The sequence below is a fragment of the Mesorhizobium sp. ArgA1 genome, from assembly GCF_053714375.1.
This window is the reverse complement of sequence record NZ_JBSKBQ010000004.1, coordinates 195591-216736: the sequence shown is the minus strand read 5'-3', so window position 1 is coordinate 216736 and position 21146 is coordinate 195591. Positions and strand designations below refer to the sequence as shown.

Genomic DNA, 21146 nt, shown 5'->3' with positions numbered 1-21146 from the left:
TCAAAACAGCGACAGCTGTTCGCAGGATTTTACGATCGTATCGCGCAGAGCGGTCTTGTCGGTCAGCCCGCCCGGCGACCAGCCTTCCGCGATGATGAAAGGCCGCACCTTGGCGATCGAATGACAGATACGTCCAAGATCTTCGAGCCGCAGCCGCCGATGGCGGCGGGTTTCCAGAATTTTTGCCACCACCTTGGTGCCGAGGCCGGGTACCCGCAGCAACGACTCGCGGTCGGCGCGGTTGATGTCGACCGGAAATCGTCCCCGGTTGCGCAGCGCCCAGGCGAGCTTGGGGTCGATGGCGAGATCGAGCATGCCGTCGCTGCTGCCGGCGAGGATTTCCGGCTGTGAAAAACCATAGAAGCGCATCAGCCAGTCGGCCTGATAAAGCCGGTGTTCGCGCATCAGCGGTGGTTTCTGGAGCGGCAGAGAGGATGACGAATCCGGGATCGGGCTGAAGGCGGAATAATAGACGCGCCGCAGATGATAGCTGCCATAGAGCCTTGCGCTGGTGTGCAAGATGCCGTCGTCGGATGTCTTGTCGGCGCCGACGATCATCTGCGTCGACTGTCCGCCCGGCGCAAAGCGTTCGCGCTTTTTGGTCCTCAGCGTCGGCTCGGTCTTTTCTTCCATCTTCTGGCGTAGGTTCGCCATCGACAGGCGGATCGTTTCCGGCTTCTTCTCGGGCGCCAGTTTTTTGACGCCTTCGTCGGTCGGCAGCTCGACATTGATCGACAGCCGGTCGGCATAAAGCCCGGCCTGCTCGACGAGTTCAGCCGAGCTTTCCGGAATGGTCTTAAGATGGATATAGCCGGAGAATTTCTCTTCGAGCCGCAGCCGCCTCGCCACTTCGACCATTTCGCCCATGGTCTCGTCGGGCGAGCGGATGACGCCGGAGGACAGGAACAGGCCCTCGATGTAGTTGCGCCGATAGAAATCCATGGTCAGCTTCACCACCTCGTCGATGCTGAAGCGGGCGCGCCGCACATTCGAGGACGAACGGTTGATGCAATAGCTGCAATCGTAGATGCAGAAATTGGTCAGCAGGATTTTCAAAAGCGAAATGCAGCGGCCGTCCGGCGCATAGGAATGGCAGATGCCCATGCCTTCGGTAGAGCCGATGCCGCCCGACTTCAGCGAGTCTTTCTTCGCCGAGCCCGATGAAGCGCAGGAGGCGTCGTATTTGGCGGCATCGGAGAGGATTGCCAGTTTTTCACGGACGGTGAGTGCGCTCATCCGTTCATGATATGTTCTGACGCGTTAAATTGCTACCTCATTTGATGCAGGCAGCGATAACGTGATCACAGCGTGACAGTTTCGCCCATCACACCTCGTGCAGATAGAGGTGGTAGTCGAGCTCGCTGACGGTGCGGGCGACGCGCAGATATTCGGACTGCTTGATCGCCACGAAGGTGCGGTGCAGGTCTTCGCCCAGCGCCTCTTTAAGGAAGCTCGACGCCCGCGCCGCCTCGATCGCGGCGCGCCAGTCGACCGGCATGGTCGTGCGCGTGACGGCTGCTTCATAGCCATTACCAGTCGTCTCCGGACCGGGGTCGAGACCTTCATCCAGTCCCTTGACGATGCCGGCCAGCACCGTCGCCGCGATCAGATACGGGTTAGCATCGACGCCCGACGGCCGATGTTCGATGCGCCGGTTCTTCGCGTCACCCGCCGGCACGCGCAGCGCCACCGAACGGTTGTTGACGCCCCATGTCGGCGCCACCGGTGCATAGGATTGGGACACGAAGCGCCGCCAGGAATTGGCATGCGGCGCAAACACCAGCATCGATTCGGCCATGGTCTGGATCAGACCGCCGAGCCCTTGCAGCAGCGGCAGCGACCAGCTTTCACCGCCGGCTTCGGCAAATACGTTTCGGCCGTTCTTGTCCTGTAGCGAGACATGGAAATGCATGCCGGAGCCGGCGTATTTTTCGATCGGCTTGGCCATGAAGCAGGCGGTGACACCGTGGCGGCGCGCCTGCGCCCGCACCAGCCGCTTCAGCATCACCAGATCGTCGGCCGCCCGCATCACATCCTTGCGGTAATTCAGCGTCAATTCGTACTGGCCGGGCGCATATTCGGAAATCACCGTCTCAGCCGGTATGCCTTGCGCCTTGGCCGCGGCATAGATGTCGGAAAACAGCGGCTCCATGCCGTGAAGATGGTCGACCGAATAGACCTCGGTCTTGGCCGAGCGGCGGCCGTCGAGCACGGCGTCAGCCGGCTTTACCTTGCCGTCGGCGTCACGCTCATTGGCGAGCAGGAAGAATTCGAGCTCGAAGGCGCCGGCGGGATAGAGGCCCTTGGCTGCCAATATGTCGACCTGCCTGGCCAGCGAAAGCCGCGGGTCCGACGACATTGGTTGTCCGTCGAGATGGTACATCGCCATCAGCAGCTGGCCGCGCGGTGGGCTGGTGCCATAGAGCGGCACCAGCGTGCCGGGGATTGGCCATGCCCTGAGGTCGCCGTCGCCGGTCGTCCAGATCAGTCCGGTCTCGTGCACATCCTCGCCGGTGATGTCGAGGCCGAGGATCGAGATCGGCATGTGGCGGCCACCCTCGAAAATGCTTTTCAGCTCATGCCGGCGCACGATCTTGCCGCGGCCGACGCCATTGGCGTCGGTCAGCACGATATCGAAAGCTTCGATTTCGGGATGGGCGTCAAGAAAGGCTTGCGCCTCGGCGGGCGTCGAGCCCGAAGGTGAAGTCATGATTACTGTACTCAAGGTTTCCTTGGCGGTCAGTTCGGTAGCCGCCCGTTCAGTCGCCGTCCATTCACTCGCTTGTCTCATGCCGTCAGCCTTGCCGCAACCGTGGCGAAAGCGGTGATCAGCCGGTTCACCTGGGCGCCGGTGGTGGCCGGCGAGATAAGCATCATGTTGTGGAACGGCGCGATCAGCACGCCCTGGTTGACCAGCGCGACATGGACCGCCGCTTCGAGTTCCGGCGCATGCGCCGTTTCGGCCTCGGCGCCGTTGCGCAGCGGGCCGGGCGCGCAGATGAACTCGACTCGAGCGCCGACACGGGCGACGTGCCAGGGCAGATTGTAGCGGTCGATGACCCCGGTCAGCCCGGCGTCGAGCCGCAGCGCCAGACGGTCCATACGGGCGTAGTTCTCTTGCGTCATCACCTCTTCAAGCGTGGCGCGCATCGCCGCGAATTGCAGCGGGTTGGCCGACAGCGTCGTGCCCATGCCGGAATAACCGGGCTGCTTGGTCCTGTTGTAGTCGGCGTAGCGGCTGGCGACTTCATCGCTCATGCCCCAAACACTCGCCGGCACGCCGCCGGCAATCGGCTTGCCCAGCACGAAGAAGTCCGGCTCCAGTCCGAATTTTTTGGTGTAGCCGCCCGGGCCGGTGGAGATGGTGTGCGTTTCGTCGATCAGCAGCAGCGTGCCGGCCGCCCGTGTCAGCTTGCGCAACGCATCGTGAAAACCGCGATCGGGCAGCACCATGCAGGAATTGGTCAGCACCGGCTCGGCGATGACGCAGGCAACATCCTTGTCCTTGAGCGCCGCTTCCAGCCCGGCGACATCGTTGAATTCGATGACCTTCGCCGCCCTGGTCAGGTCGCGAAATTCGCCCGCCAGTCCCGGCCGGTTGACCGGCCTGCCGTCGACCAGCCGCACCATCGTCTCGTCGACGGAGCCGTGATAGCAGCCATTGAACACCAGTATTTTTTCGCGGCCGGTGATAGCACGGGCAACCCGCAGCGCGAAGCGATTGGCGTCGGTGGCGGTTGTGGCGATCTGCCAGAACGGCAGGCCGAAGCGCTGCATGAGCAGCGGCCCGATGGCCAGCGCATCCTCCGAAGGCAGCATATAGGTTAGGCCGCGTCCGGCCTGGCGGCGGATGGCCCGCGCCACCGGCGGAGGCGAATGGCCGAACATCGAGCCAGTGTCGCCGAGGCAGAAATCGTCGAGCCTGATACCGTCAATGTCGGTAATGGTGGCGCCTTTGGCGCTGTCGACCAGGATCGGAAACGGCGTCGGCCAATCGTTCATCCAGTGCATCGGCACGCCGCCGAAGAAGCCCGGCAGGCCATTGCCTGCCTTGGCCGCGGATTTCGGCCGCGCCGTGCGGAAGGCTTCCGCCTCGCTTGTCCGCAATGCGGCGATGCGGTCACGGCTGATGCCGCCGATCGATAGGCCTGAATGGTCGTTTGAATGCATGAAAATCCCTCTCGGCAAGCACTCTAGCCAATCGCCATCTCAAACCGCAATTGGCCGCCGGGTTGCCCTGCATTGGGTCAGCGGCACCAGGCCGGCCTTGACCTTGACGCAAAGCCCGGCGCCAATGCGGTTGGCTTGTGGTTCTGGAGGGAGAAAATGCGGGCAATCGTTTCAACGGCAATGCTTCTGCTATCGGCTGGTACGGCCTTCGCATCGGGTGGCGTATGGTGTTCCGTTGACGGCAAGGCGGTAAAATTCGAGGTTGGTGCCGGCGTCACCACCGGCATGGGCGGCCCGACCTTCAATTTTCGCGGCGATCTGGAAATCGTCGGCAGGCCGGAAGGCGACAGCCTGCGCAAGACCGTGTTTGAGGATTCGAACCTCACCCAGTACTGGCTCGACGACAAGGAATTGCGGCTGAACATCTACCACGAGACGGAGGTGAAAGACGCCATCAACTCGGTGGAACTGACGATCCTCACCAAGGCTCGCGACGAAGGCGAATATGTCGGCCGCTACACGCTCGCCATATATGATGCCGCGGCCGATACAGAAAAGGACGGCAAGCCCAAGACCTTGACCGGCAAGGTGTCGTGCGGGGCCGAATAAGGCTTAAGCAGAGATGTCGATGACGCCGCAATCGCCCGCGGCGCTGCCGAAGGCGATGCGGCGCTCTTCCTTGTCCCACATCATCGATGTGATGGCGCCCTTGCCCGGGCGGCGCAACAGCACTTCCTTGGCGTCAGCGAAACGTACAGCCATCACCATGCCGTCATCATAGCCGATGGCGACGACATCCTGGCTCGGATGGCAGGCGACCGCGGTCACCATGGCGTTGCCGCGCGTGCCGAGTTCCAGGGGTGCCTTGCCCATCGGGCCGTCCTTGCCGGAAAACGGCCAGACAATCGCTGCCGGCGCACCGGAACTCGCCAGCCATTTGCCTTTGACGCTCCATGACAGACTTTTGACCTTGCCGGGGTAGCCGGTCATGCGCATGTGCTTGCCGTCGGCCAGCTTCCAGCCATGCAGCGCGTTTTCCTGCATGGTGGTGACCAGGAAGGCGCCATCCGGCGAAAAGGTGATGCCGGTGTGGGCGCCGGCCCATTCCAGTTCCACCGGCTTGCCCTCGGCGGCCGGAAAATGCAGCGTCGCGCCATTGTAGCGGGCGACGCCGAAGCGCATGCCCTTGGGCGAGAAGGCCAGCCCCTCGACCGAACGCGGATGGGCGAACTCCTTGGTCTTGCCGTCGGCAAAGCGCACGAAGGCGGTCTTGCCCGTGGCATAGGCGATGGCGCCTTGCGGCCCGGCGGCAACGCTGGTGATCCATTTCTTGCCGGCGCTCGCCAGTTCGCTGACATTGCCACCTGCGGTAACGGCAAGAATCTTGCCGTCCTCGCCGCCGGTGATCAGCCGGTCATTGGCGACATCGTGGAAGGCAGCCAGCAGCCCGTCATTGGCCTGCGCCGTCTTGTGGCCATTGTCGAGCCGATGAATGGCGCCGTCGGCCAGCGCAAAATGCGGCACGTTGTCGAGGAAGACGGCGGCGACGCAATGGCCATCGAGGTCGAGGGGGGCAACTGTGGGCATCAGAACCGTTCCAATGAAGTTTGTCGCCACCCCCTGAAAGCAGCCAGCGCGGCCAGGTGTGGCGCCAACCTTCTCCCCTTGTGGGAGAAGGTGGATCGGCGCGCAGCGCCGAGACGGTTGAGGGGTGGGCGAAGGATCGCCGTCGGTGCCAAGCTGGAGCACCCCTCATCCGACCTCGCTTCGCGAGGCCACCTTCTCCCACAAGGGGAGAAGGAAAGAAGCGGCAGCGCTAGCTCTATAAGGCTTGGAAATCAAGCCGCCTGGCAGGCGTCAAAACTCTTCTTCAACCGCTCGGCGTCGAGCTCTCGGCCGATGAAGACCAGCCGGCTCTCATGCTTCTCGCCGTCCTTCCAGGCGCGCTGGTGGTCGCCTTCGATGATCATGTGCACGCCCTGGATGACATAGCGCTCGTCGTCGCCCTTGAGTGCGATGATGCCTTTCAGCCGCAGGATGTTGGGGCCTTCCATCTGGGTGATCTTCTCGATCCAGGGGAAGAACTTCTTCGGGTCCATCTCGCCGCCGCGCAGCGACACCGACTGCACCGTCACGTCATGGATGTCGGACGGGTGCGCGTGATCGTGGTGATGATGGTCGTGGCCGTCATGATCGTGATGGTGGTGATCATGGTCATGGTCATGGTCATGGTGGTCGTGATCATGATCGTGCGCTTCGAGGAAATGCGGGTCGTTTTCCAGCGCGCGCGACAGGTCGAAGGCGCCGCGGTCGAGCACTTCGGACAGCGCCACACCGGCCCGCGTGGTGCGGTGGATCCTGGCCGCCGGGTTGATGGCGCGGATGGTCGCTTCGACCTTGGCCAGTTCTTCCGGCGTCACCAGGTCGCTCTTGTTGAGCACGACGACATCGGCGAAGGCGATCTGGTCCTCGGCCTCCCTGGAATCCTTGAGCCGAAGCGGCAGATGCTTGGCGTCGACCAGCGCCACCACCGCGTCGAGCTTGGTCTTGGAGCGCACGTCATCGTCCATGAAGAAGGTCTGCGCCACCGGCACCGGGTCGGCCAGACCCGTGGTCTCGACGACGATGGCGTCGAAACGGCCCGGGCGGCGCATCAGGCCTTCGACGACCCGGATCAGGTCGCCGCGCACCGTGCAGCAGACGCAACCATTGTTCATTTCGTAGATTTCCTCGTCGGATTCCACGATCAGCTCGTTGTCGATGCCGATCTCGCCGAATTCATTGACGATGACGGCATAACGCTTGCCGTGGTTTTCCGACAGGATGCGGTTGAGCAGCGTCGTCTTGCCGGCGCCGAGATAGCCGGTCAGAACGGTCACGGGGATTTGCGTCGTCTGTGCATCGCTCATGTCTTGCCTCGAAATAGCTGGGCCGCGAAATTCCGGGCCGCAAAATGGGATTGTCGGCCTGATATAGGATGTGTGCCGGCCTTTTGCACGAGACAAACCGCCTTGGCGTTTGACCCAGGGGTGCCGGAGCGGATGGGTGGACCGAAATATCACCCCTGCGAGGGATGCGGACCGTCCAAGCCGTCGCCTGAAACAACTCTTCGTCGACCTGTTCGGAGCCGCGCCGCGCCAAACCGTTGCAATCGCCTTGGCGGAAACTTGTTTGTCATCTAACTGAAATAAACATCTGGCATCACCACGGTGGGCACCACAAATGCTTGCCGGCAAAGCTGTTTCGAAAGCCGGAATCTTTTTGATCGTCGATTGCCAACCGGCCGGCTGCGTCTATGCTGCACGCACCGGTACGGCCGAAGAGGGATCATCATGGCCAAGGCGGACAAGACTGCAACGATGAGCCGGCTGCATTCGGCGGCAAGGCTGGCAAGGACCGCGCTGGCGGCGCGGCTTCTGGCGCACGGCTTCTATGCCGGCCAGGACCAGATCATGCTCACGCTCGACCGCGAGGACGGCCAGACGCCCGGCAATCTCGCCGGCCGCCTCGGCGTGCGCCCGCCGACCATCACCAAGACCATCAACCGGCTGCAGGCGCAGGGTTTCCTGGAAAAGCGCGCCTCCTCGGCGGATGCCCGCCAGGCGCATATCTTCCTCACCGACACCGGCCGCGAAATCATCCACGCCATCGAAAAGTCGGTGAAGAAGACCGAAAAGCAGGCCTTGAAGGGCCTCGACAAGAAAGAGCAGAAGACGCTGTTCAAGCTGCTCGCCCGCATCGAGGCCAATCTGTCGAACGAAGAGCTGGTGCTCGTCGACGACGACATCGACATCGACGATTGATCGGCACGTTGCCTGCTTAGTGATTTAGGCCGCCACCGCGGGTCCGCGCACCAGCGTGGACCAGCGCCCGGGCGTCAGGCCGAACGCTTTCTTGAAATGTCTGTTGAAATGGCTCTGGTCGCTGAAGCCGGCGCCAACGGCGATTTCGGCCAACGGTTCGCCTGCCTCGATCATCCGTCTTGCCTTTTGCAGCCGGCGCATCAACAGGAAACGATGCGGGCTGGTGGAATAGGTCGCGCGGAAATGGCGTGACAGCGCATAGCGGTCGAGCCCTGTGACGGCTTCCAGCTCATCGGAACGCACGGGCCGCTCGGCATTCTCCTCAAGATAGTCGCGTGCCAGCGCCGCGGCACGCCAAGCCGTCTTTCCCGTCGGCTTTGCCTTCTGTCCGCCGTGGCGCCCCAGATGCTGCGCCAGGTCGGCAACGAAATCCGTAACGAACAACTCGTCCAGTTCCTCGTCGAGGGGCGACAGTGCCGAAAGCAGCGTGCCGCGCAAGGCAGGATCGCTCACCACCGCATCCCTGACGAAAGGCAGTGGCGCGCCGTCGAGGCAGTCGAGCAGCAGCGACGGCTCCAGATAGAGGATCCGGTAGCGCAAGCCGTCCTCGGTGCCGGCGCCGCCATCGTGCACTTCATCGGGATGCAGCACGATCACCTGGCCGGGCAAGCTGTTCTGCACCGCGCCGCGATAGTGGAAGCGCTGCACGCCGGACAGCGTCACGCCGATGGCCAGCGTGTCATGGCGGTGCAGATCGAAGGCGTTGCCATGGAAATGCGCCTCGATGCGTTCGATGCCGCTGCCGCCGGGCGCTGAAACGATGCGGTCCCCAAGGGTGATTGAGTTCGCGCACGAACGTTCAAGACCCTGTGCCGCCTCACCGTCTAGATCCTGCGCCATCGCCTATCCTGCCCATAGGGGCCACTTTTGGAGTCCTGATTTTGGTATTCGATACGAAATTTGCAATCGTCTTGAGGGATGATCTCGCCGTCTGGCAGAAACTCAATGTCACCGCGTTCCTGACCAGCGGCATCGTCGCGCAGTTTCCCGAGATCATCGGCGAGCCCTATCGCGACCGCGCCGGCAACCTCTACAATCCGCTGTCGATCCAGCCGGTCATCGTGCTGTCGGCCGATGGTCCGACGCTCAACGCCATCCATCGCCGGGCGCTGGAACGCGGTGTTGTGACCTCGGCCTATGTCGAGGAGATGTTTGTCACCTGCTTCGACGCGGCCAACCGCGCCGTCTTTGCGCAATTCGCGCCCGACGACGCCAGGATCGTCGGCATCGCGTTGCGCGCCGACAAGAAACTTGTCGACAAGATCACCAAGGGCGCCCGCATGCATGCCTAATTCTTGGGCAATGGGCGCGCGGTGCTCTGAGCCTGTCGGCAGCGCCTGTTATGCCAGTCGCTTTTGGCTTGCCGGGCGTAGGCGATTGCCGCAAAGGTAGGCGTCTATCCTTCCTGCCCGGCCTGACCTTGAACGTTCCCGCAAAATCAGACGAAAGCGCAACGCCGCCCGCGGCGATGCTATTCATGCTTTCGACCTATGTGTTTTTCACCTTTCTCGACACCTCGAGCAAATATCTGGTGCTGGCCGGCATCTCGGCGCTGATCGTCGCGTGGGCCCGCTTCACCGTCCATGTCCTGCTCGTCGGCGTCTTCCTGCGCGGCTGGCGCGAGCCCTCGCGCTTCCGCGCCAACAACCTGCCCGCCCATATCCTGCGCGGCGGTCTGCTGTTCGGCTCGACCATGTGCAACGTCATGGCGCTCAAAACCCTGCAGCTGGCCGAAACCACCTCGATCTACTTCTTCGGCCCGATGGTGATCACCGCCCTTGCCGGACCGCTGCTTGGCGAATGGGCCGGCTGGCGGCGCTGGCTGGCGATCCTGTCGGGCTTTGTCGGCGTGCTGGTCATCACAAGGCCGGGCGTCGGCGTCTTCGGCGTCGGCCATCTCTTTGCGCTCGGCTCGATGCTGTCGAACTCCTTTTACGTCATCATGACGCGGCGCATGTCGGCCAGCGAAAGCTCGGAGAGCCTGATCCTGTTTTCAGCACTCGCGCCGGCCGTGCTGCTTTTACCCATGCTGCCGTTCTCACATCAGCTACCGCAGGATGGCTGGCACTGGTTCATCCTGGTGATGCTGGGCGTGTTCGGCGCCGGCGGCCACTGGCTTCTGGTGCAGGCCTACCGCCTCGCGACCACCACGGCGCTGGCGCCATACCCCTATTCGCAGATGGTCTGGATGATACTGTCCGGCTGGATCATCTTTCATCAGTTCCCCGATCGCTGGACGTTGGTGGGGGCTGCCATCATTGTCGCCAGTGGCCTCTACATCCTCCATCGCGAGCATCGTCTGCGGCTGCATAACAGGACTACTGTCGACGTTGAGGCCGAGGCGCTGGCGAAAAAACTTTGATTTGCTCCGAATCCGATGGCATAACGCCGCATTTAAAAAATTTAAAAAACTCGGGGAGCGAAGGGCTGGCACAGAAGATCAAGCTTTCGACGATCGCGGATGCGCTTGGCGTGTCCACGGCCACGGTTTCCCTCGCGTTGCGCGACAGCCCGCTGGTCGCAGGCAGCACGCGCGACCGCATCAAGGAACACGCCCGCGCCATCGGCTATATCTACAATCGTCGCGCAGCATCTTTGCGCACCTCGCGCTCGGGCATTGTCGGCGTCGTCGTCCACGACATCATGAACCCGTTCTTTGCCGAAATCCTGCGCTCGATCGAGAGCGAGCTCGACCGCAGCCGGCAGACCTTCATCCTGTCCAACCACTACGACCAGCTGGAAAAACAACGCACCTTCATCGACACGCTGCTGCAGCTCGGCGCCGACGGCGTCATCATGTCGCCCGCCATCGGCACACCGGCTTCCGACATCGTCATGGCCGAGGAAAACGGCCTGCCGGCGGTGCTGATCGCGCGCACCGTCGAAGGCGCCGACGTGCCGGTGTTCCGTGGCGACGATGCCTATGGCACAGGACTTGCCACCAATCATTTGATCTCGCTCGGCCACAAGCGCATCGCCATGATCGGCGGCACCGACCAGACTTCGACCGGGCGCGACCGCTACCAGGGCTATCTCAACGCCATGGAAGCCGCCGGACTGGAAGTCAGGCCGTCCTGGCGCATTCCCGGTCCGCGCACAAAGCAGGGCGGATTCGAGGCGGCTGGACAGTTTTTGGCGCTGAAAGACAAGCCAACCGCCGCCTGCTGCTGGAATGATCTCGTGGCCATAGGGCTGATGAACGGCATTGCCCGCGCCGGCCTGGTGCCCGGCGCCGACATCTCGGTCACCGGCTATGACGATCTCGAGGAGGCGGCCATCGCGACACCGGCGCTCACCACAGTCTGGAATGGCCAGCGCGAGGTCGGCCGCCGCGCCGCCAGCGCCCTGCTCGACAAGTTGAACGGACAGGCGGTACGGCCGTCACAGGAACTGATCAAGCCGGAACTGCATGTGCGCCAGTCGACCGGCAAGCCGGTGGAGCGTGCATGACCAGGCCTGAGCAGCTGCACTCGGTCGCCGTTCTGGTGCCGGGGCATTTCAACGACCATGCGGTCGAGCGCATCGACCGCACCTTCAGAAGGGTCAAGATCGAACGCGCCGATCCGGCGCTGGTCACCGACGAAATGCGCCGTGACGTGCGCGCCATTGCGTCCTTCGCCGGCGTCAACGCGGCATTGATGGATGCACTGCCCAACCTCGAACTCATCGCCTCCTTCGGCGTCGGCTACGATTCGGTGGATGCCGTCCACGCGGCCAAGAAAAACATCATGGTCACCAATACCCCCGATGTTTTGACCGAAGAGGTCGCCGACACCACGATCGGCCTTTTGCTCAACACAGTGCGTGAGCTGTACACCGCCGAAAAATGGCTGCGCGACGGCAGCTGGGTGAAGAAGGGCAACTATCCGCTGAGCCGGCTGACCTTGCGCGGCCGCCATGTCGGCATTTTCGGCATGGGCCGCATCGGCCTGGCCATTGCACGCCGGCTGGAAGCCTTCGGGCTGCCGGTCGCCTACCACAACCGCCGCAAGATTGAAGATCTCGCCTACCAATACCACCCGACGCTGAAGGGCCTTGCCGAAGCGGTCGATACGCTGATTTCGGTGGTGCCGGGCGGCGCTTCGACCGAAAAGGCGGTCAATGCCGAAATCCTGGCAGCGCTCGGCGCCAATGGCGTCTTCGTCAACATCGGCCGCGGCAGCACGGTCGATGAGCCGGCACTCGCTGCAGCCCTTGCCAACGGCACGATCGCCGCCGCCGGGCTCGATGTCTTTGCCGACGAACCGAATGTGCCCAAGGCCTTGCTCGAAGCGCCCAACACCTCGCTGCTGCCGCATGTCGGTTCGGCCTCGCACCACACGCGCCGCGCCATGGCGGATCTGTGCGTCGACAATCTGGTCTCATGGTTCAGCGAGCGCCGGCCGCTGACGCCGGTGCCCGAGACGGTGAATGTGAAGGCGACCGGTTAACGCCGGGGCGCGACGGCCACATTTATTAACGTCGGCTTAACCCTTCGAAATGATTATTCATCCAATGCGTGTGCGTGGATGAATACCAGAATGAAGATACTTTCCGCATCGATCGCCGCCGCGGCGCTGTTCGGCGGCGTTCAGCTGTTTCAGGGTAGCGGTGGCCAAAGCGCTGCCGACGAGATCACGCCATCCACCAGCTTCAGGCTGGTCGCCAATGGCGACGAAGGTGACTGCGCGGTTACCCGCGGCGCCGCGATCAACGATGGCCTGTCGCTGTTGACGGTGGCGCCGAATTGCCGCCGGCTGCTGCCCGGCATCGAGCGGGCGAAATTCTGGCGCGAGGAGCAGGACGGCACGGTCGCCTTCAGCGCCGACGGCATCGACCCGATCGTCACTTTCTCGGTTGCCGATGGCGATGGCTACGAATCCTACGCGCCGGCCACGCCGCTGCTCTCGCTGGCGACAACCGATGACCGGGATCAATCCGCCGGCAATTGATCGTCGGGATTTACTCGGCCGCCGCCCGCGCGCCGGCTTTCGCCGCAGCATGCAGGCGCACCGCGTCACCGAAAGCGCGGAAAATCCTGGCCGAGTTGCTGTCCGACTTGACCCAGTATTCGGGGTGCCACTGCACACCGACGGCGAAGGCGCGGGCATCCTTCACCGAAACCGCCTCGACCGTGCCGTCATCGGCGACGGCTTCGATCTGCAGCTTTGAGCCGAGCCGGTCGATCGCCTGGCGGTGCAGTGAGTTGACCTTCATCTCGCCGGCGCCGAACACACCGGCCAGGCAACTGCCGGCCTTGATCGAAATCGTCTGGTGAATGGCAAAACGCTCGTCCTGGTTGTCGCTCACCGGCGCGCGGTGGTCGAGCGAGCCCTCGCGCTCCTGGATCTCGGTGCCAAGCGTACCACCCAGCGCCACATTCAATTCCTGGATGCCGCGGCAGATGGCAAGCAGCGGCACGCCGCGCTCGATCGCCTTGCGGATCAGCGGCAGCGTGGTGGAATCGCGCGCTGGATCGTAGGGGCCGTTGGCCTCGCTGACGTCGCCGCCATAGAGCGAGGGATGCACGTTGGACTTCGAGCCGGTCACCATCACGCCACCGACCGATGACAGCAGCTCGTCGAAATCGAGCCGGTCGCCGAAGGACGGCACCAAGAGCGGGAACACGCCGGCGCCGGAAAGTGCCGCCTCGATATATTGCTGCGGGGCGGCATGCCAGGTGTAGTTGTCGAACTGACGGACGTCGGTCGATATGGCGACGAGCGGCTGGTGCATTTTGGGTCCGGATTCCCTTTGAGGCGAAGCGAATAGCTATTGTGCCTGCAAAATAGGCGATCCGAAGGCGCTTTTCCATGGCAAGTTTCGTTGTCTCGCATGGGCCACGCAATAAACGTTAGACTATAGTTGCAGGCTGGGCGCCCGCCTCACGGATTTGTCGCCAGTGCCGCCTTCAAATCTCCCCGCCATGCTGGACTCGACCCCTTGCCCGTGTATTGTTTCGGGCAAACCGATACCGGGTGACAGATGTCCCCGATATCGGTTTGTTGGTCCAATAGGGAGGAACTGCATGGATCGTCGTTCATTCATCCGCAAGGCCGGGGTCACCGGCGTGGGCGCCGCGGCAGCTGCCGCCACGCTTGCCGCGCCGGCAATCGCCCAGTCCAATCCGAAGGTGACATGGCGGTTGGCGTCATCCTTCCCCAAGTCGCTCGATACGATCTATGGCGGCGCGGAAGTCTTCTCCAAGATGCTGTCGGAAGCGACCGACGGCAATTTCCAGGTCCAGGTCTTCGCCTCCGGCGAGCTCGTGCCCGGCCTGCAGGCCGCCGACGCCACCACTGCCGGCACCGTCGAGGCCTGTCATACGGTGTCATACTATTATTGGGGCAAGGACCCGACATGGGCGCTGGGTGCGGCGGTGCCGTTCTCGCTCAATGCGCGCGGCATGAATGCCTGGCACTACCATGGCGGCGGTATCGACCTGTTCAACGAGTTTCTCGCCACGCAAGGTCTTTTCGGCCTGCCCGGCGGCAACACCGGCGTGCAGATGGGCGGCTGGTTCCGCAAGGAGATCAACACCGTCGCCGACCTGTCCGGCCTCAAGATGCGCATCGGTGGCTTTGCCGGCAAAGTTGTCTCGAAGCTCGGCGTCGTGCCGCAGCAGATCGCCGGTGGCGACATCTATCCGGCGCTGGAAAAGGGCACGATCGACGCCGCCGAATGGGTCGGGCCCTATGACGACGAGAAGCTCGGTTTCTACAAGGTCGCGCCCTACTACTACTATCCCGGCTGGTGGGAAGGCGGCCCGACCGTCCATCTGTTGTTCAACAAGGCGAAATACGAAGAGCTTTCGCCGGCCTACAAGTCGCTGGTGCACACCGCCGCCCAGGCGGCGGATGCCAACATGCTGCAGAAATACGACTTCCTCAATCCTGCGGCAGTGAAGCGGCTGGTGGCCGGCGGTGCCAAATTGCGCCCGTTCACCCCGGAGATCATGGCTGCCTGTTTCGAGAAGGCCAATGAGGTCTACGCCGAGATGGAGGCCTCCAACGCGCCGTTCAAGAAGATCTGGGACTCGATCAAGGGCTTCCGCAAAGAGCACTATCTGTGGGCGCAGGTTGCCGAGTACAATTACGACACCTTCATGATGGTCCAGCAGCGCAACGGCAAGCTGTAGGCGCACTGGCCACATCCAAAGAAACCCCGGGCGGCTCGGCCCGGGGTTTTTCTTTGCCTGGCGTGGCCTGATGCCGAGTGCTTCAGCCCTTGCCCGGCACCACCAGCACCTTGACCTCGCCGGGTGCGGCCGGATTGGAGATCACCGAGGGGGCTTCCTCGAGGCCGACCTGTCTGGAAATGAGCTTGTCGATCTCGATTGAGCCGGACGCGACAAGGTCCGCTGCCCGCCTGTGGGTGAACGGGTTGATGAACGAGCCAAGAACCTTCAGTTCGCGAAACAAGAGGTCGAACGGTTCGAACGGTACCTTCATGCCTTGCGGCATCACGCCGACAATCACGACCGTGCCGCCCGACTTCGCCAGCCGCATCGATTGTTCGACGGTTTCTGGGACACCGGCACATTCGAGCACCACGTCGACCCCACCCGGCACAAGGCCGGCTGGCCCGGCAATGGCCTCGATCGGATCAACGGTACTCGGATCGACCGTCACCGTTGCGCCGAGTTCTTCGGCGAGCGCCCGGCGGGAGGCCTGCCGCGTCGACAGGATGATTGTCGACGCTCCTGCGAGCCTGGCCAATTGCACGGTGAGCAGGCCGATGACACCGCCACCGAGCACCACCACCGAAGCGCCGGGCCTGATGCCGGCAAGGTCGACGGCGTGCAGGCAGCACGCCAGCGGCTCGCAGAAGGCGCCATGCGTTGGCTTGAGGTTCGCAGGCAGAAGGAAAGCCTGGCTCTGCGGCATCACGACATAGTCGGCGAAGCCGCCATCGCGATGGATGCCGATGGCCCTGAGATTGCTACACAAATTGACGCGGCCGGACCGGCAATGGCTGCAGCGCCCGCAGGAGATATTGGGGTCGCCGGTGACGCGGTCGCCGACGGCGATGCCGGAGACCGCTTCTCCGACGGCCTCGACGATGCCGCAGAATTCGTGACCAAGTGTCACCGGCGGGCTCGAAGGGAACTCGCCGTGGAGGAGGTGACGGTCGGTGCCACAAACACCGCAGGCTTCGATGCGCACGAGAATGTCCTGCGGCCCCGCAACGGGCTTGTCCACTTCCCGTAGCGCAATGCTGCCCACGGCTTCCAGACGCACGGCTCTCATCGCTTTATCCGGTTCGGCATCAGTTGAAACTCGGCGGCTTGGACAGATCCGTCGCCGGCGGCGCCGGGTTGGCCGGCGGCGTCTCGCCAAAGTTCGGTGGCTGCGCCAGATCGTTCGAAGGTGGCGCCGCGGGTGATGCGCCGCCATCGGCCGGTGGCGGTGCGCCGAGAGGCGCAAGGCCTGGCATGTCCGGCAATTTGATCTCGATCGTGCCTGGGTCGACGGCGGCACCCTTGTAGCGCATGACCATTTGCGGGAAGGTGATGGTAAGCCCGATCATGATCACCTGGATGCAGACAAAGGGCACCGCTCCCCAATAGATCTGGCCGGTGGTGACCGGCGCGATCTGCTTGCCGGTGAGGCGGTCGAGATAGGGCACGCGGGCGGCGACCGAGCGCAAGTAGAATAGCGCGAAGCCGAAAGGCGGGTGCATGAAGGAGGTCTGCATGTTGACCCCGAGCAATACGCCGAACCAGATCAGGTCGATACCGAGCTTGTCGGCGGCGGGCGCCAAAAGCGGCACGATGATGAAGGCGAGCTCGAAGAAATCGAGGAAGAAGGCGAGCACGAAGACCAGGATGTTGACCCCAATCAGGAAGCCGACCTCGCCACCTGGCAGCGATGTCAACAAATGCTCGACCCAGACGTGGCCGTTGACGCCGTAGAAGGTGAGCGAGAACACCCGCGCGCCGATCAGGATGAACAGCACGAAGGACGACAGCCTCGTTGTCGAAGCCAGTGCCTGCTTGATGACATCCAGCGACAGCCGCCCCTTCATCGCGGCCATGGCAAGGGCGCCAACCGCGCCCATGGCGCCGCCTTCGGTCGGGGTCGCGATGCCAAGGAAGATCGTGCCAAGCACCAGGAAGATCAGCGCCAGCGGCGGGATCAATACGATGATCACCTGCTGCGCCAATCTGGACATCATGTTGATGTTCAGGCCCTTGTCGGCGATCGCCACAACGTAGATCAGGATCACGCCGACGCTGGCGCCGAGGATATCGGCATTGTCGCCATGCGCCGGCGCGAGATAGCGGTAGGCGGCGTAGGAGACAGCCACCGTCACCAGCAGCGCCGCCAGCAGCGACAGCACGCCGTGGCCGAGCGTGCGGGCCGCCAGCGGCAGCGCGGGCATCGAGTGCGGCCGGACGATCGCTACGATCAGGATGTAGAGCGTGTAGAGCCCCGTCAGGACCAGGCCCGGGATCAGCGCGCCGGCATACATGTCGCCGACGGACCGTCCAAGCTGGTCGGCGAGCACGATCAGCACCAGCGAAGGGGGGATGATCTGGGCGAGCGTGCCCGAGGCGGCAATCACACCCGAAGCCACGCGCCGGTCATAGCCGTAGCGCAGCATGATCGGCAGCGAGATCAGACCCATGGCGATGACAGACGCCGCCACGACGCCGGTGGTGGCCGCCAGCAGCGCGCCGACGAAGATCACCGCATAGGCAAGGCCGCCACGGATCGGCCCGAACAACTGGCCGATCGTGTCGAGCAGGTCCTCGGCCATGCCGGATCGCTCGAGCACAATGCCCATGAAGGTGAAGAACGGGATCGCCAAGAGCGTGTCGTTGGACATCACCCGGCTGCCGTAGAAATTGTCGGGCAGCGCGTGCAGCAGCGGCCAGGCCAGATTGATCGAGCCGCCCGAATAGGGCGACAGAAGCACGCCGATGCCGAAGAACATCAGGCCGTTGGCGGCCAGCGAAAACGCCACGGGATAGCCGATCAACAGGAAGATGACCAACGAAGCGAACATGATCGGCGCCATGTTCTGGGCGATGAACTCGATCATGGACGCGCCTCCTGGGCGAGCGCCTTGGCTTCTTCGGCGAGGGCTTTCGCCTCGAGCTCCGCCTGCTCATGCACCGATATGAACGGGTTGGGATCGTCCATGTCGCCACGCATGATGGCGATCTTCTTGATGATCTCGGAGATGCCTTGCAGGGCCAGCAGGAAGAAGCCGACCAAAAGGATGGCCTTTGCCGGCCAGATGATCAGCCCGCCGGAATTGTTCGACATTTCGCCATTGCGGAACGACAGCGACACGTAAGGCACGAAATAGATCACCATCAGCGTCACGAACGGCATCAGGAAGAAGAGATGACCGAGAAGGTCGATCCAGTGCTGTACACGGCGTGAGAACATGCCGTAGACGATGTCGATGCGGATATGGTCGTTCTGCTTCAGCGTATAGGCGGCGGCCAGCATGAAGGCGGCGCCGAACAGATACCACTGCAGCTCCAGCCAGGCATTCGACGATGTGTCGAACACCTTGCGAATGATGGCATTCGCGGCGCTGACCAGGATCGACACCAGAATGAGCCAGGATATCCACCTGCCGATGAACTCGTTCACACGGTCAATCGTTCTGGATAGAGCCAGCAGCCCTGCCATGCATTCCTCCCTGGTGTCGAAGGCGCGCCGGCTCCCCTAGTTTTCCGTCGCGCCGCTGTGGCCCAACGGTATGCCGCGCGTGGTTCGGCTGGTCAACATGGCATAGGCGCGATCAACGCCGTTGTGGCGGGAGGCAGGGGATAAAGTGCCGACCGGCTGCTGCGTCATGCAACCAAAGTCTGACACCCAATGCGGCGATCAGGCGATCTTCTGCTGGTCGCGGCCGGGACCGATCAGCACAAGCGCTGCGACGAGGAACAGATACATCCAGCCATCGCGCCATTCGATCGGGAAATAGCCGGCCCATAACGACTCCGCCATGCCGAAGGCGGCCGCACCGAGCGCCGCCCGCGGCGGCGAGAGATAGCCGCCCACTGCCGTCACGAACAGGATCTTCAGTCCGTAGACGAGGCCGGAGCCGAAGCTGACATTGCCATAGTAAAGGGCGGCCATGACACCGGCCAGCGCGGCGCAGAAACCGCCAAACAGCACCGCGTGCCGGAACACCCTGCGCACATCAACACCGCACAAGGCTGCCGCGTGGGGATCGTCGGAGACGGCGCGCCAGCGGCGGCCGAAGCCGGAGCTGGCAAACGCCCATGCGGCGAGGACGATTGCCGCCAGAACAGTCGCGCAGTCGATGAGCTGGATCAGCGTCAGCGTCGCCTTGAAGCTCGCATCCTGAGCGAAAACAATGGGCTGCGCCAGCATCGGCGGCAGCCACCAGTCATGCGTGTCGGCGGCAATGCGGCTTGCTTCCGACAGCACCAGCAGGATGCCGAGCGTCGTCACCACGATGGCATTGGGCGTTCGGTCGGCCAGTGGTTCGAAGACGTTGCGCGACAGCACGTGGCTGATCAGCGCGGCGTAGAGGAAAGCCGTGACGACGCCGAGCACGACCGCCGCCAGCAATGTCAGCCACAATGCCTGATAGGCGAAGGCCACGGTCAGGATCATCGTCTGGCCGCAAAAGGCGAACAGCGCGCCATAGGCGAGGTTGGTCCGGTGCAGGATGCCGTTGGTCAGCACGTAGCCAAAGGCAAGCAGCGCATAGAGCGCGCCCGAATGCAGCCCGTTCAGCACCTGCTGGAAGAAATAGAGCATCGATAGCCTTCAGAGCGTGTCGCCCAATAGTGCAAAGCGGTTTTGGGGCAACGACGTGCTCTCCAACAAATTCCGCGGAGCCCGCGCCAAGGTTTGCATCGTAGAATCTAACTTGTCAAACGCGATTTATCGGTTAGATTTCCGATATGACGGTATCCTGGACCCCGCATCGCTTCACCGGTGGCATGCTCGCGCTCGACACGGCCAACACCGTAGTGTTGCGCAACGCTCCGGGAAAAACCTTCGACCGGTTTGCCGATCCGGCCGAGATCGCGCGCTTTGCCGAGGCTGCCAGCGGCTTTCGGGGCGCCGAGCTTGGCGGCAGGCGGTTGGCGGCTGCCGCGCCGGACATGATCGCGCCAGTGGTGCTGTCGATCCGCGAGACGACCGACCGGCTGTTTCGCGGCGCCGTGTCGAAAGGTGCGCTTGCCGCTGGCGACCTCGCCCCTTTTCTAAAAGCCTGCGCCAAGGGCCTCGATCAGAGCCCGGCCGAGATCGGCGCCCCGGGCAAGCCGTTCGGCGATCCAGCGACGCCGATCGCCTTTGAGGCGGCGCTGGCGGTTTCAGCCTTGTCGCTACTTCGCGACGATACGATTTCCAGGCTCAGGATCTGTCCCAATTGCAGTTGGCTGTTCGTCGACAGGAGCCGCAATTCCAGCCGCCTCTGGTGCGACATGGCGGTGTGCGGCAACCGCCAGAAAGCAAGCCGCCACTATCGCCGCCGCCGCACGGCGGCCCATGAGGTCAACAATGCCTAGGGGTTTTTTTCGTTCGATCCTTGTCGGTGCGGCGCTCATTGCCGCTGTTGCGCTTGGCGCCTGCCGCGACACCGGCGGCGATGGCAAACTGTTCGAGGTTTCCGGCAAGGTCGTCGTCTTCAACTACCGTCTCGCCCGGGCGACCTATGTCGTGACGCTGCGGCCCCTGCAGCCGATGGGCGAAGGCCAGGTTGCGGTCGCGAGCTTCCAGAATCCGGCCGGCGGTCCTCCCCTGGTGGTCGAGCAGAAGGTCTGGCCGAAGCTCGACAAGGTCAGCCTGGAAAGCCCGGCGCTGACCTGCATCGTCAAAGACAAGCCCTATGCGATTTCCATCAGCATCAGGGGTCCTGACGGCACGTTCCTGCAGAAGATCGACACCACGTTGATCTCGACAGAGGATCAGTCGATCCTGCCCGATCGTCCGCTGGTGGTCGACCAGCTCTATACCGCCAATCCCGACCTTGCCGGCCACCCCGACGGCAAGCTGCCCGGTGAGCCCAAGCCGGATTGCTCGAAAGGCTGACGCGTTTTGCGCGACGCGACTGAGTAGAAATTTTCGGTCGCCGGACAACCGCCGCGGATCGGTTTCGTGCGGGAGCCGTGATGACGGCAGACCGTTCGTT

At 63.1% G+C, this 21146-nt stretch carries 21 protein-coding genes; 10 read left to right on the top strand and 11 right to left on the bottom strand.

Features of this window, described 5'->3' with window-relative positions:
* The 3 genes from ACWGTI_RS13170 to ACWGTI_RS13160 all read right to left on the bottom strand — a co-directional run bounded on the left by ACWGTI_RS13170 (position 1) and on the right by ACWGTI_RS13160 (position 4170).
* Positions 1-1236, bottom strand: a complete 1236-nt coding sequence (locus ACWGTI_RS13170; RefSeq protein ID WP_454587504.1) for a putative DNA modification/repair radical SAM protein — start codon at positions 1234-1236, stop codon at positions 1-3.
* A gap of 88 nt (positions 1237-1324) precedes the next feature.
* Positions 1325-2710, bottom strand: a complete 1386-nt coding sequence (locus ACWGTI_RS13165) for a glutamine synthetase family protein (protein WP_454587699.1) — start codon at positions 2708-2710, stop codon at positions 1325-1327.
* Between the two features lie 77 nt (positions 2711-2787).
* Positions 2788-4170, bottom strand: a complete 1383-nt coding sequence (locus tag ACWGTI_RS13160; RefSeq protein ID WP_454587503.1) for an aspartate aminotransferase family protein — start codon at positions 4168-4170, stop codon at positions 2788-2790.
* Positions 4171-4326: 156 nt separating this feature from the next.
* On the opposite strand from ACWGTI_RS13160, the gene ACWGTI_RS13155 reads away from it, so the two are divergent.
* Entirely contained in the window at positions 4327-4779 is a 453-nt protein-coding gene (locus ACWGTI_RS13155) for a hypothetical protein (RefSeq protein WP_454587502.1), read from the top strand.
* 3 nt (positions 4780-4782) lie between these two features.
* Here ACWGTI_RS13155 and ACWGTI_RS13150 read toward each other — a convergent pair whose 3' ends face one another.
* Both ACWGTI_RS13150 and ACWGTI_RS13145 read right to left on the bottom strand, forming a co-directional pair.
* Positions 4783-5757 (bottom strand): WD40 repeat domain-containing protein, encoded by a 975-nt coding sequence (locus tag ACWGTI_RS13150; RefSeq protein WP_454587501.1) that lies wholly within the window; start codon positions 5755-5757, stop codon positions 4783-4785.
* Between the two features lie 251 nt (positions 5758-6008).
* Positions 6009-7079: a CobW family GTP-binding protein gene (locus tag ACWGTI_RS13145; protein ID WP_454587500.1), complete on the bottom strand. Its 1071-nt coding sequence runs from the start codon at positions 7077-7079 to the stop codon at positions 6009-6011.
* A gap of 423 nt (positions 7080-7502) precedes the next feature.
* Between ACWGTI_RS13145 and ACWGTI_RS13140 the strand changes: the two genes are divergently transcribed.
* Positions 7503-7973 (top strand): MarR family winged helix-turn-helix transcriptional regulator, encoded by a 471-nt coding sequence (locus ACWGTI_RS13140; RefSeq protein WP_454587499.1) that lies wholly within the window; start codon positions 7503-7505, stop codon positions 7971-7973.
* Between the two features lie 24 nt (positions 7974-7997).
* Here ACWGTI_RS13140 and ACWGTI_RS13135 read toward each other — a convergent pair whose 3' ends face one another.
* Entirely contained in the window at positions 7998-8873 is an 876-nt protein-coding gene (locus tag ACWGTI_RS13135; RefSeq protein ID WP_454587498.1) for an AraC family transcriptional regulator, read from the bottom strand.
* 41 nt (positions 8874-8914) lie between these two features.
* Between ACWGTI_RS13135 and ACWGTI_RS13130 the strand changes: the two genes are divergently transcribed.
* The 5 genes from ACWGTI_RS13130 to ACWGTI_RS13110 all read left to right on the top strand — a co-directional run bounded on the left by ACWGTI_RS13130 (position 8915) and on the right by ACWGTI_RS13110 (position 12964).
* Complete coding sequence (locus ACWGTI_RS13130) at positions 8915-9325, top strand: DUF2000 family protein (protein ID WP_454587497.1); 411 nt, start codon at positions 8915-8917, stop codon at positions 9323-9325.
* Between the two features lie 185 nt (positions 9326-9510).
* Positions 9511-10395, top strand: coding sequence for a DMT family transporter (locus ACWGTI_RS13125; protein ID WP_454587496.1), 885 nt, complete (start codon positions 9511-9513; stop codon positions 10393-10395).
* Positions 10396-10460: 65 nt separating this feature from the next.
* A complete protein-coding gene (locus ACWGTI_RS13120) occupies positions 10461-11483 on the top strand; it encodes a LacI family DNA-binding transcriptional regulator (protein WP_454576025.1) in 1023 nt (340 codons plus the stop codon).
* Positions 11480-12463: a 2-hydroxyacid dehydrogenase gene (locus tag ACWGTI_RS13115; protein ID WP_454587495.1), complete on the top strand. Its 984-nt coding sequence runs from the start codon at positions 11480-11482 to the stop codon at positions 12461-12463. The genes ACWGTI_RS13120 and ACWGTI_RS13115 overlap by 4 nt, the downstream gene beginning before the upstream one ends.
* 90 nt (positions 12464-12553) lie before the next feature.
* Complete coding sequence (locus ACWGTI_RS13110) at positions 12554-12964, top strand: hypothetical protein (protein ID WP_454587494.1); 411 nt, start codon at positions 12554-12556, stop codon at positions 12962-12964.
* 10 nt (positions 12965-12974) lie between these two features.
* Here ACWGTI_RS13110 and ACWGTI_RS13105 read toward each other — a convergent pair whose 3' ends face one another.
* Complete coding sequence (locus tag ACWGTI_RS13105) at positions 12975-13748, bottom strand: gamma-glutamyl-gamma-aminobutyrate hydrolase family protein (protein WP_454587493.1); 774 nt, start codon at positions 13746-13748, stop codon at positions 12975-12977.
* A gap of 292 nt (positions 13749-14040) precedes the next feature.
* Here ACWGTI_RS13105 and ACWGTI_RS13100 point away from each other — a divergent pair, with 292 nt between their 5' ends.
* Entirely contained in the window at positions 14041-15150 is a 1110-nt protein-coding gene (locus ACWGTI_RS13100; RefSeq protein ID WP_454587492.1) for a TRAP transporter substrate-binding protein, read from the top strand.
* A gap of 82 nt (positions 15151-15232) precedes the next feature.
* Here ACWGTI_RS13100 and ACWGTI_RS13095 read toward each other — a convergent pair whose 3' ends face one another.
* From ACWGTI_RS13095 to ACWGTI_RS13080, 4 genes are all read right to left on the bottom strand, one after another.
* Positions 15233-16261, bottom strand: a complete 1029-nt coding sequence (locus tag ACWGTI_RS13095) for a zinc-dependent alcohol dehydrogenase family protein (protein WP_454587491.1) — start codon at positions 16259-16261, stop codon at positions 15233-15235.
* 19 nt (positions 16262-16280) lie between these two features.
* Positions 16281-18059, bottom strand: a complete 1779-nt coding sequence (locus ACWGTI_RS13090; protein WP_454587490.1) for a TRAP transporter large permease — start codon at positions 18057-18059, stop codon at positions 16281-16283.
* Positions 18056-18661, bottom strand: coding sequence for a TRAP transporter small permease subunit (locus ACWGTI_RS13085; protein ID WP_454587489.1), 606 nt, complete (start codon positions 18659-18661; stop codon positions 18056-18058). Before ACWGTI_RS13085 ends, ACWGTI_RS13090 begins: the two co-directional genes overlap by 4 nt.
* Positions 18662-18859: 198 nt before the next feature.
* Complete coding sequence (locus tag ACWGTI_RS13080) at positions 18860-19765, bottom strand: branched-chain amino acid ABC transporter permease (protein WP_454587488.1); 906 nt, start codon at positions 19763-19765, stop codon at positions 18860-18862.
* A 146-nt stretch (positions 19766-19911) separates the two neighbouring features.
* Here ACWGTI_RS13080 and ACWGTI_RS13075 point away from each other — a divergent pair, with 146 nt between their 5' ends.
* Both ACWGTI_RS13075 and ACWGTI_RS13070 read left to right on the top strand, forming a co-directional pair.
* Positions 19912-20523 (top strand): CGNR zinc finger domain-containing protein, encoded by a 612-nt coding sequence (locus ACWGTI_RS13075; protein WP_454587487.1) that lies wholly within the window; start codon positions 19912-19914, stop codon positions 20521-20523.
* A complete protein-coding gene (locus ACWGTI_RS13070) occupies positions 20516-21046 on the top strand; it encodes a hypothetical protein (protein ID WP_376740371.1) in 531 nt (176 codons plus the stop codon). The genes ACWGTI_RS13075 and ACWGTI_RS13070 overlap by 8 nt, the downstream gene beginning before the upstream one ends.
* Positions 21047-21146 lie beyond the last annotated feature (100 nt).

What these genes read in the sequence shown, in the direction of transcription:
- ACWGTI_RS13170 (WP_454587504.1), bottom strand. Translation starts at nt 1,236, where the DNA reads ATGAGCGCACTCACCGTCCGTGAAAAACTGGCAATCCTCTCCGATGCC.
- ACWGTI_RS13165 (WP_454587699.1), bottom strand. Translation starts at nt 2,710, where the DNA reads ATGACTTCACCTTCGGGCTCGACGCCCGCCGAGGCGCAAGCCTTTCTT.
- ACWGTI_RS13160 (WP_454587503.1), bottom strand. Translation starts at nt 4,170, where the DNA reads ATGCATTCAAACGACCATTCAGGCCTATCGATCGGCGGCATCAGCCGT.
- ACWGTI_RS13155 (WP_454587502.1), top strand. Translation starts at nt 4,327, where the DNA reads ATGCGGGCAATCGTTTCAACGGCAATGCTTCTGCTATCGGCTGGTACG.
- ACWGTI_RS13150 (WP_454587501.1), bottom strand. Translation starts at nt 5,757, where the DNA reads ATGCCCACAGTTGCCCCCCTCGACCTCGATGGCCATTGCGTCGCCGCC.
- ACWGTI_RS13145 (WP_454587500.1), bottom strand. Translation starts at nt 7,079, where the DNA reads ATGAGCGATGCACAGACGACGCAAATCCCCGTGACCGTTCTGACCGGC.
- ACWGTI_RS13140 (WP_454587499.1), top strand. Translation starts at nt 7,503, where the DNA reads ATGGCCAAGGCGGACAAGACTGCAACGATGAGCCGGCTGCATTCGGCG.
- ACWGTI_RS13135 (WP_454587498.1), bottom strand. Translation starts at nt 8,873, where the DNA reads ATGGCGCAGGATCTAGACGGTGAGGCGGCACAGGGTCTTGAACGTTCG.
- ACWGTI_RS13125 (WP_454587496.1), top strand. Translation starts at nt 9,511, where the DNA reads ATGCTTTCGACCTATGTGTTTTTCACCTTTCTCGACACCTCGAGCAAA.
- ACWGTI_RS13115 (WP_454587495.1), top strand. Translation starts at nt 11,480, where the DNA reads ATGACCAGGCCTGAGCAGCTGCACTCGGTCGCCGTTCTGGTGCCGGGG.
- ACWGTI_RS13110 (WP_454587494.1), top strand. Translation starts at nt 12,554, where the DNA reads ATGAAGATACTTTCCGCATCGATCGCCGCCGCGGCGCTGTTCGGCGGC.
- ACWGTI_RS13105 (WP_454587493.1), bottom strand. Translation starts at nt 13,748, where the DNA reads ATGCACCAGCCGCTCGTCGCCATATCGACCGACGTCCGTCAGTTCGAC.
- ACWGTI_RS13100 (WP_454587492.1), top strand. Translation starts at nt 14,041, where the DNA reads ATGGATCGTCGTTCATTCATCCGCAAGGCCGGGGTCACCGGCGTGGGC.
- ACWGTI_RS13095 (WP_454587491.1), bottom strand. Translation starts at nt 16,261, where the DNA reads ATGAGAGCCGTGCGTCTGGAAGCCGTGGGCAGCATTGCGCTACGGGAA.
- ACWGTI_RS13090 (WP_454587490.1), bottom strand. Translation starts at nt 18,059, where the DNA reads ATGATCGAGTTCATCGCCCAGAACATGGCGCCGATCATGTTCGCTTCG.
- ACWGTI_RS13085 (WP_454587489.1), bottom strand. Translation starts at nt 18,661, where the DNA reads ATGGCAGGGCTGCTGGCTCTATCCAGAACGATTGACCGTGTGAACGAG.
- ACWGTI_RS13080 (WP_454587488.1), bottom strand. Translation starts at nt 19,765, where the DNA reads ATGCTCTATTTCTTCCAGCAGGTGCTGAACGGGCTGCATTCGGGCGCG.
- ACWGTI_RS13075 (WP_454587487.1), top strand. Translation starts at nt 19,912, where the DNA reads ATGACGGTATCCTGGACCCCGCATCGCTTCACCGGTGGCATGCTCGCG.
- ACWGTI_RS13070 (WP_376740371.1), top strand. Translation starts at nt 20,516, where the DNA reads ATGCCTAGGGGTTTTTTTCGTTCGATCCTTGTCGGTGCGGCGCTCATT.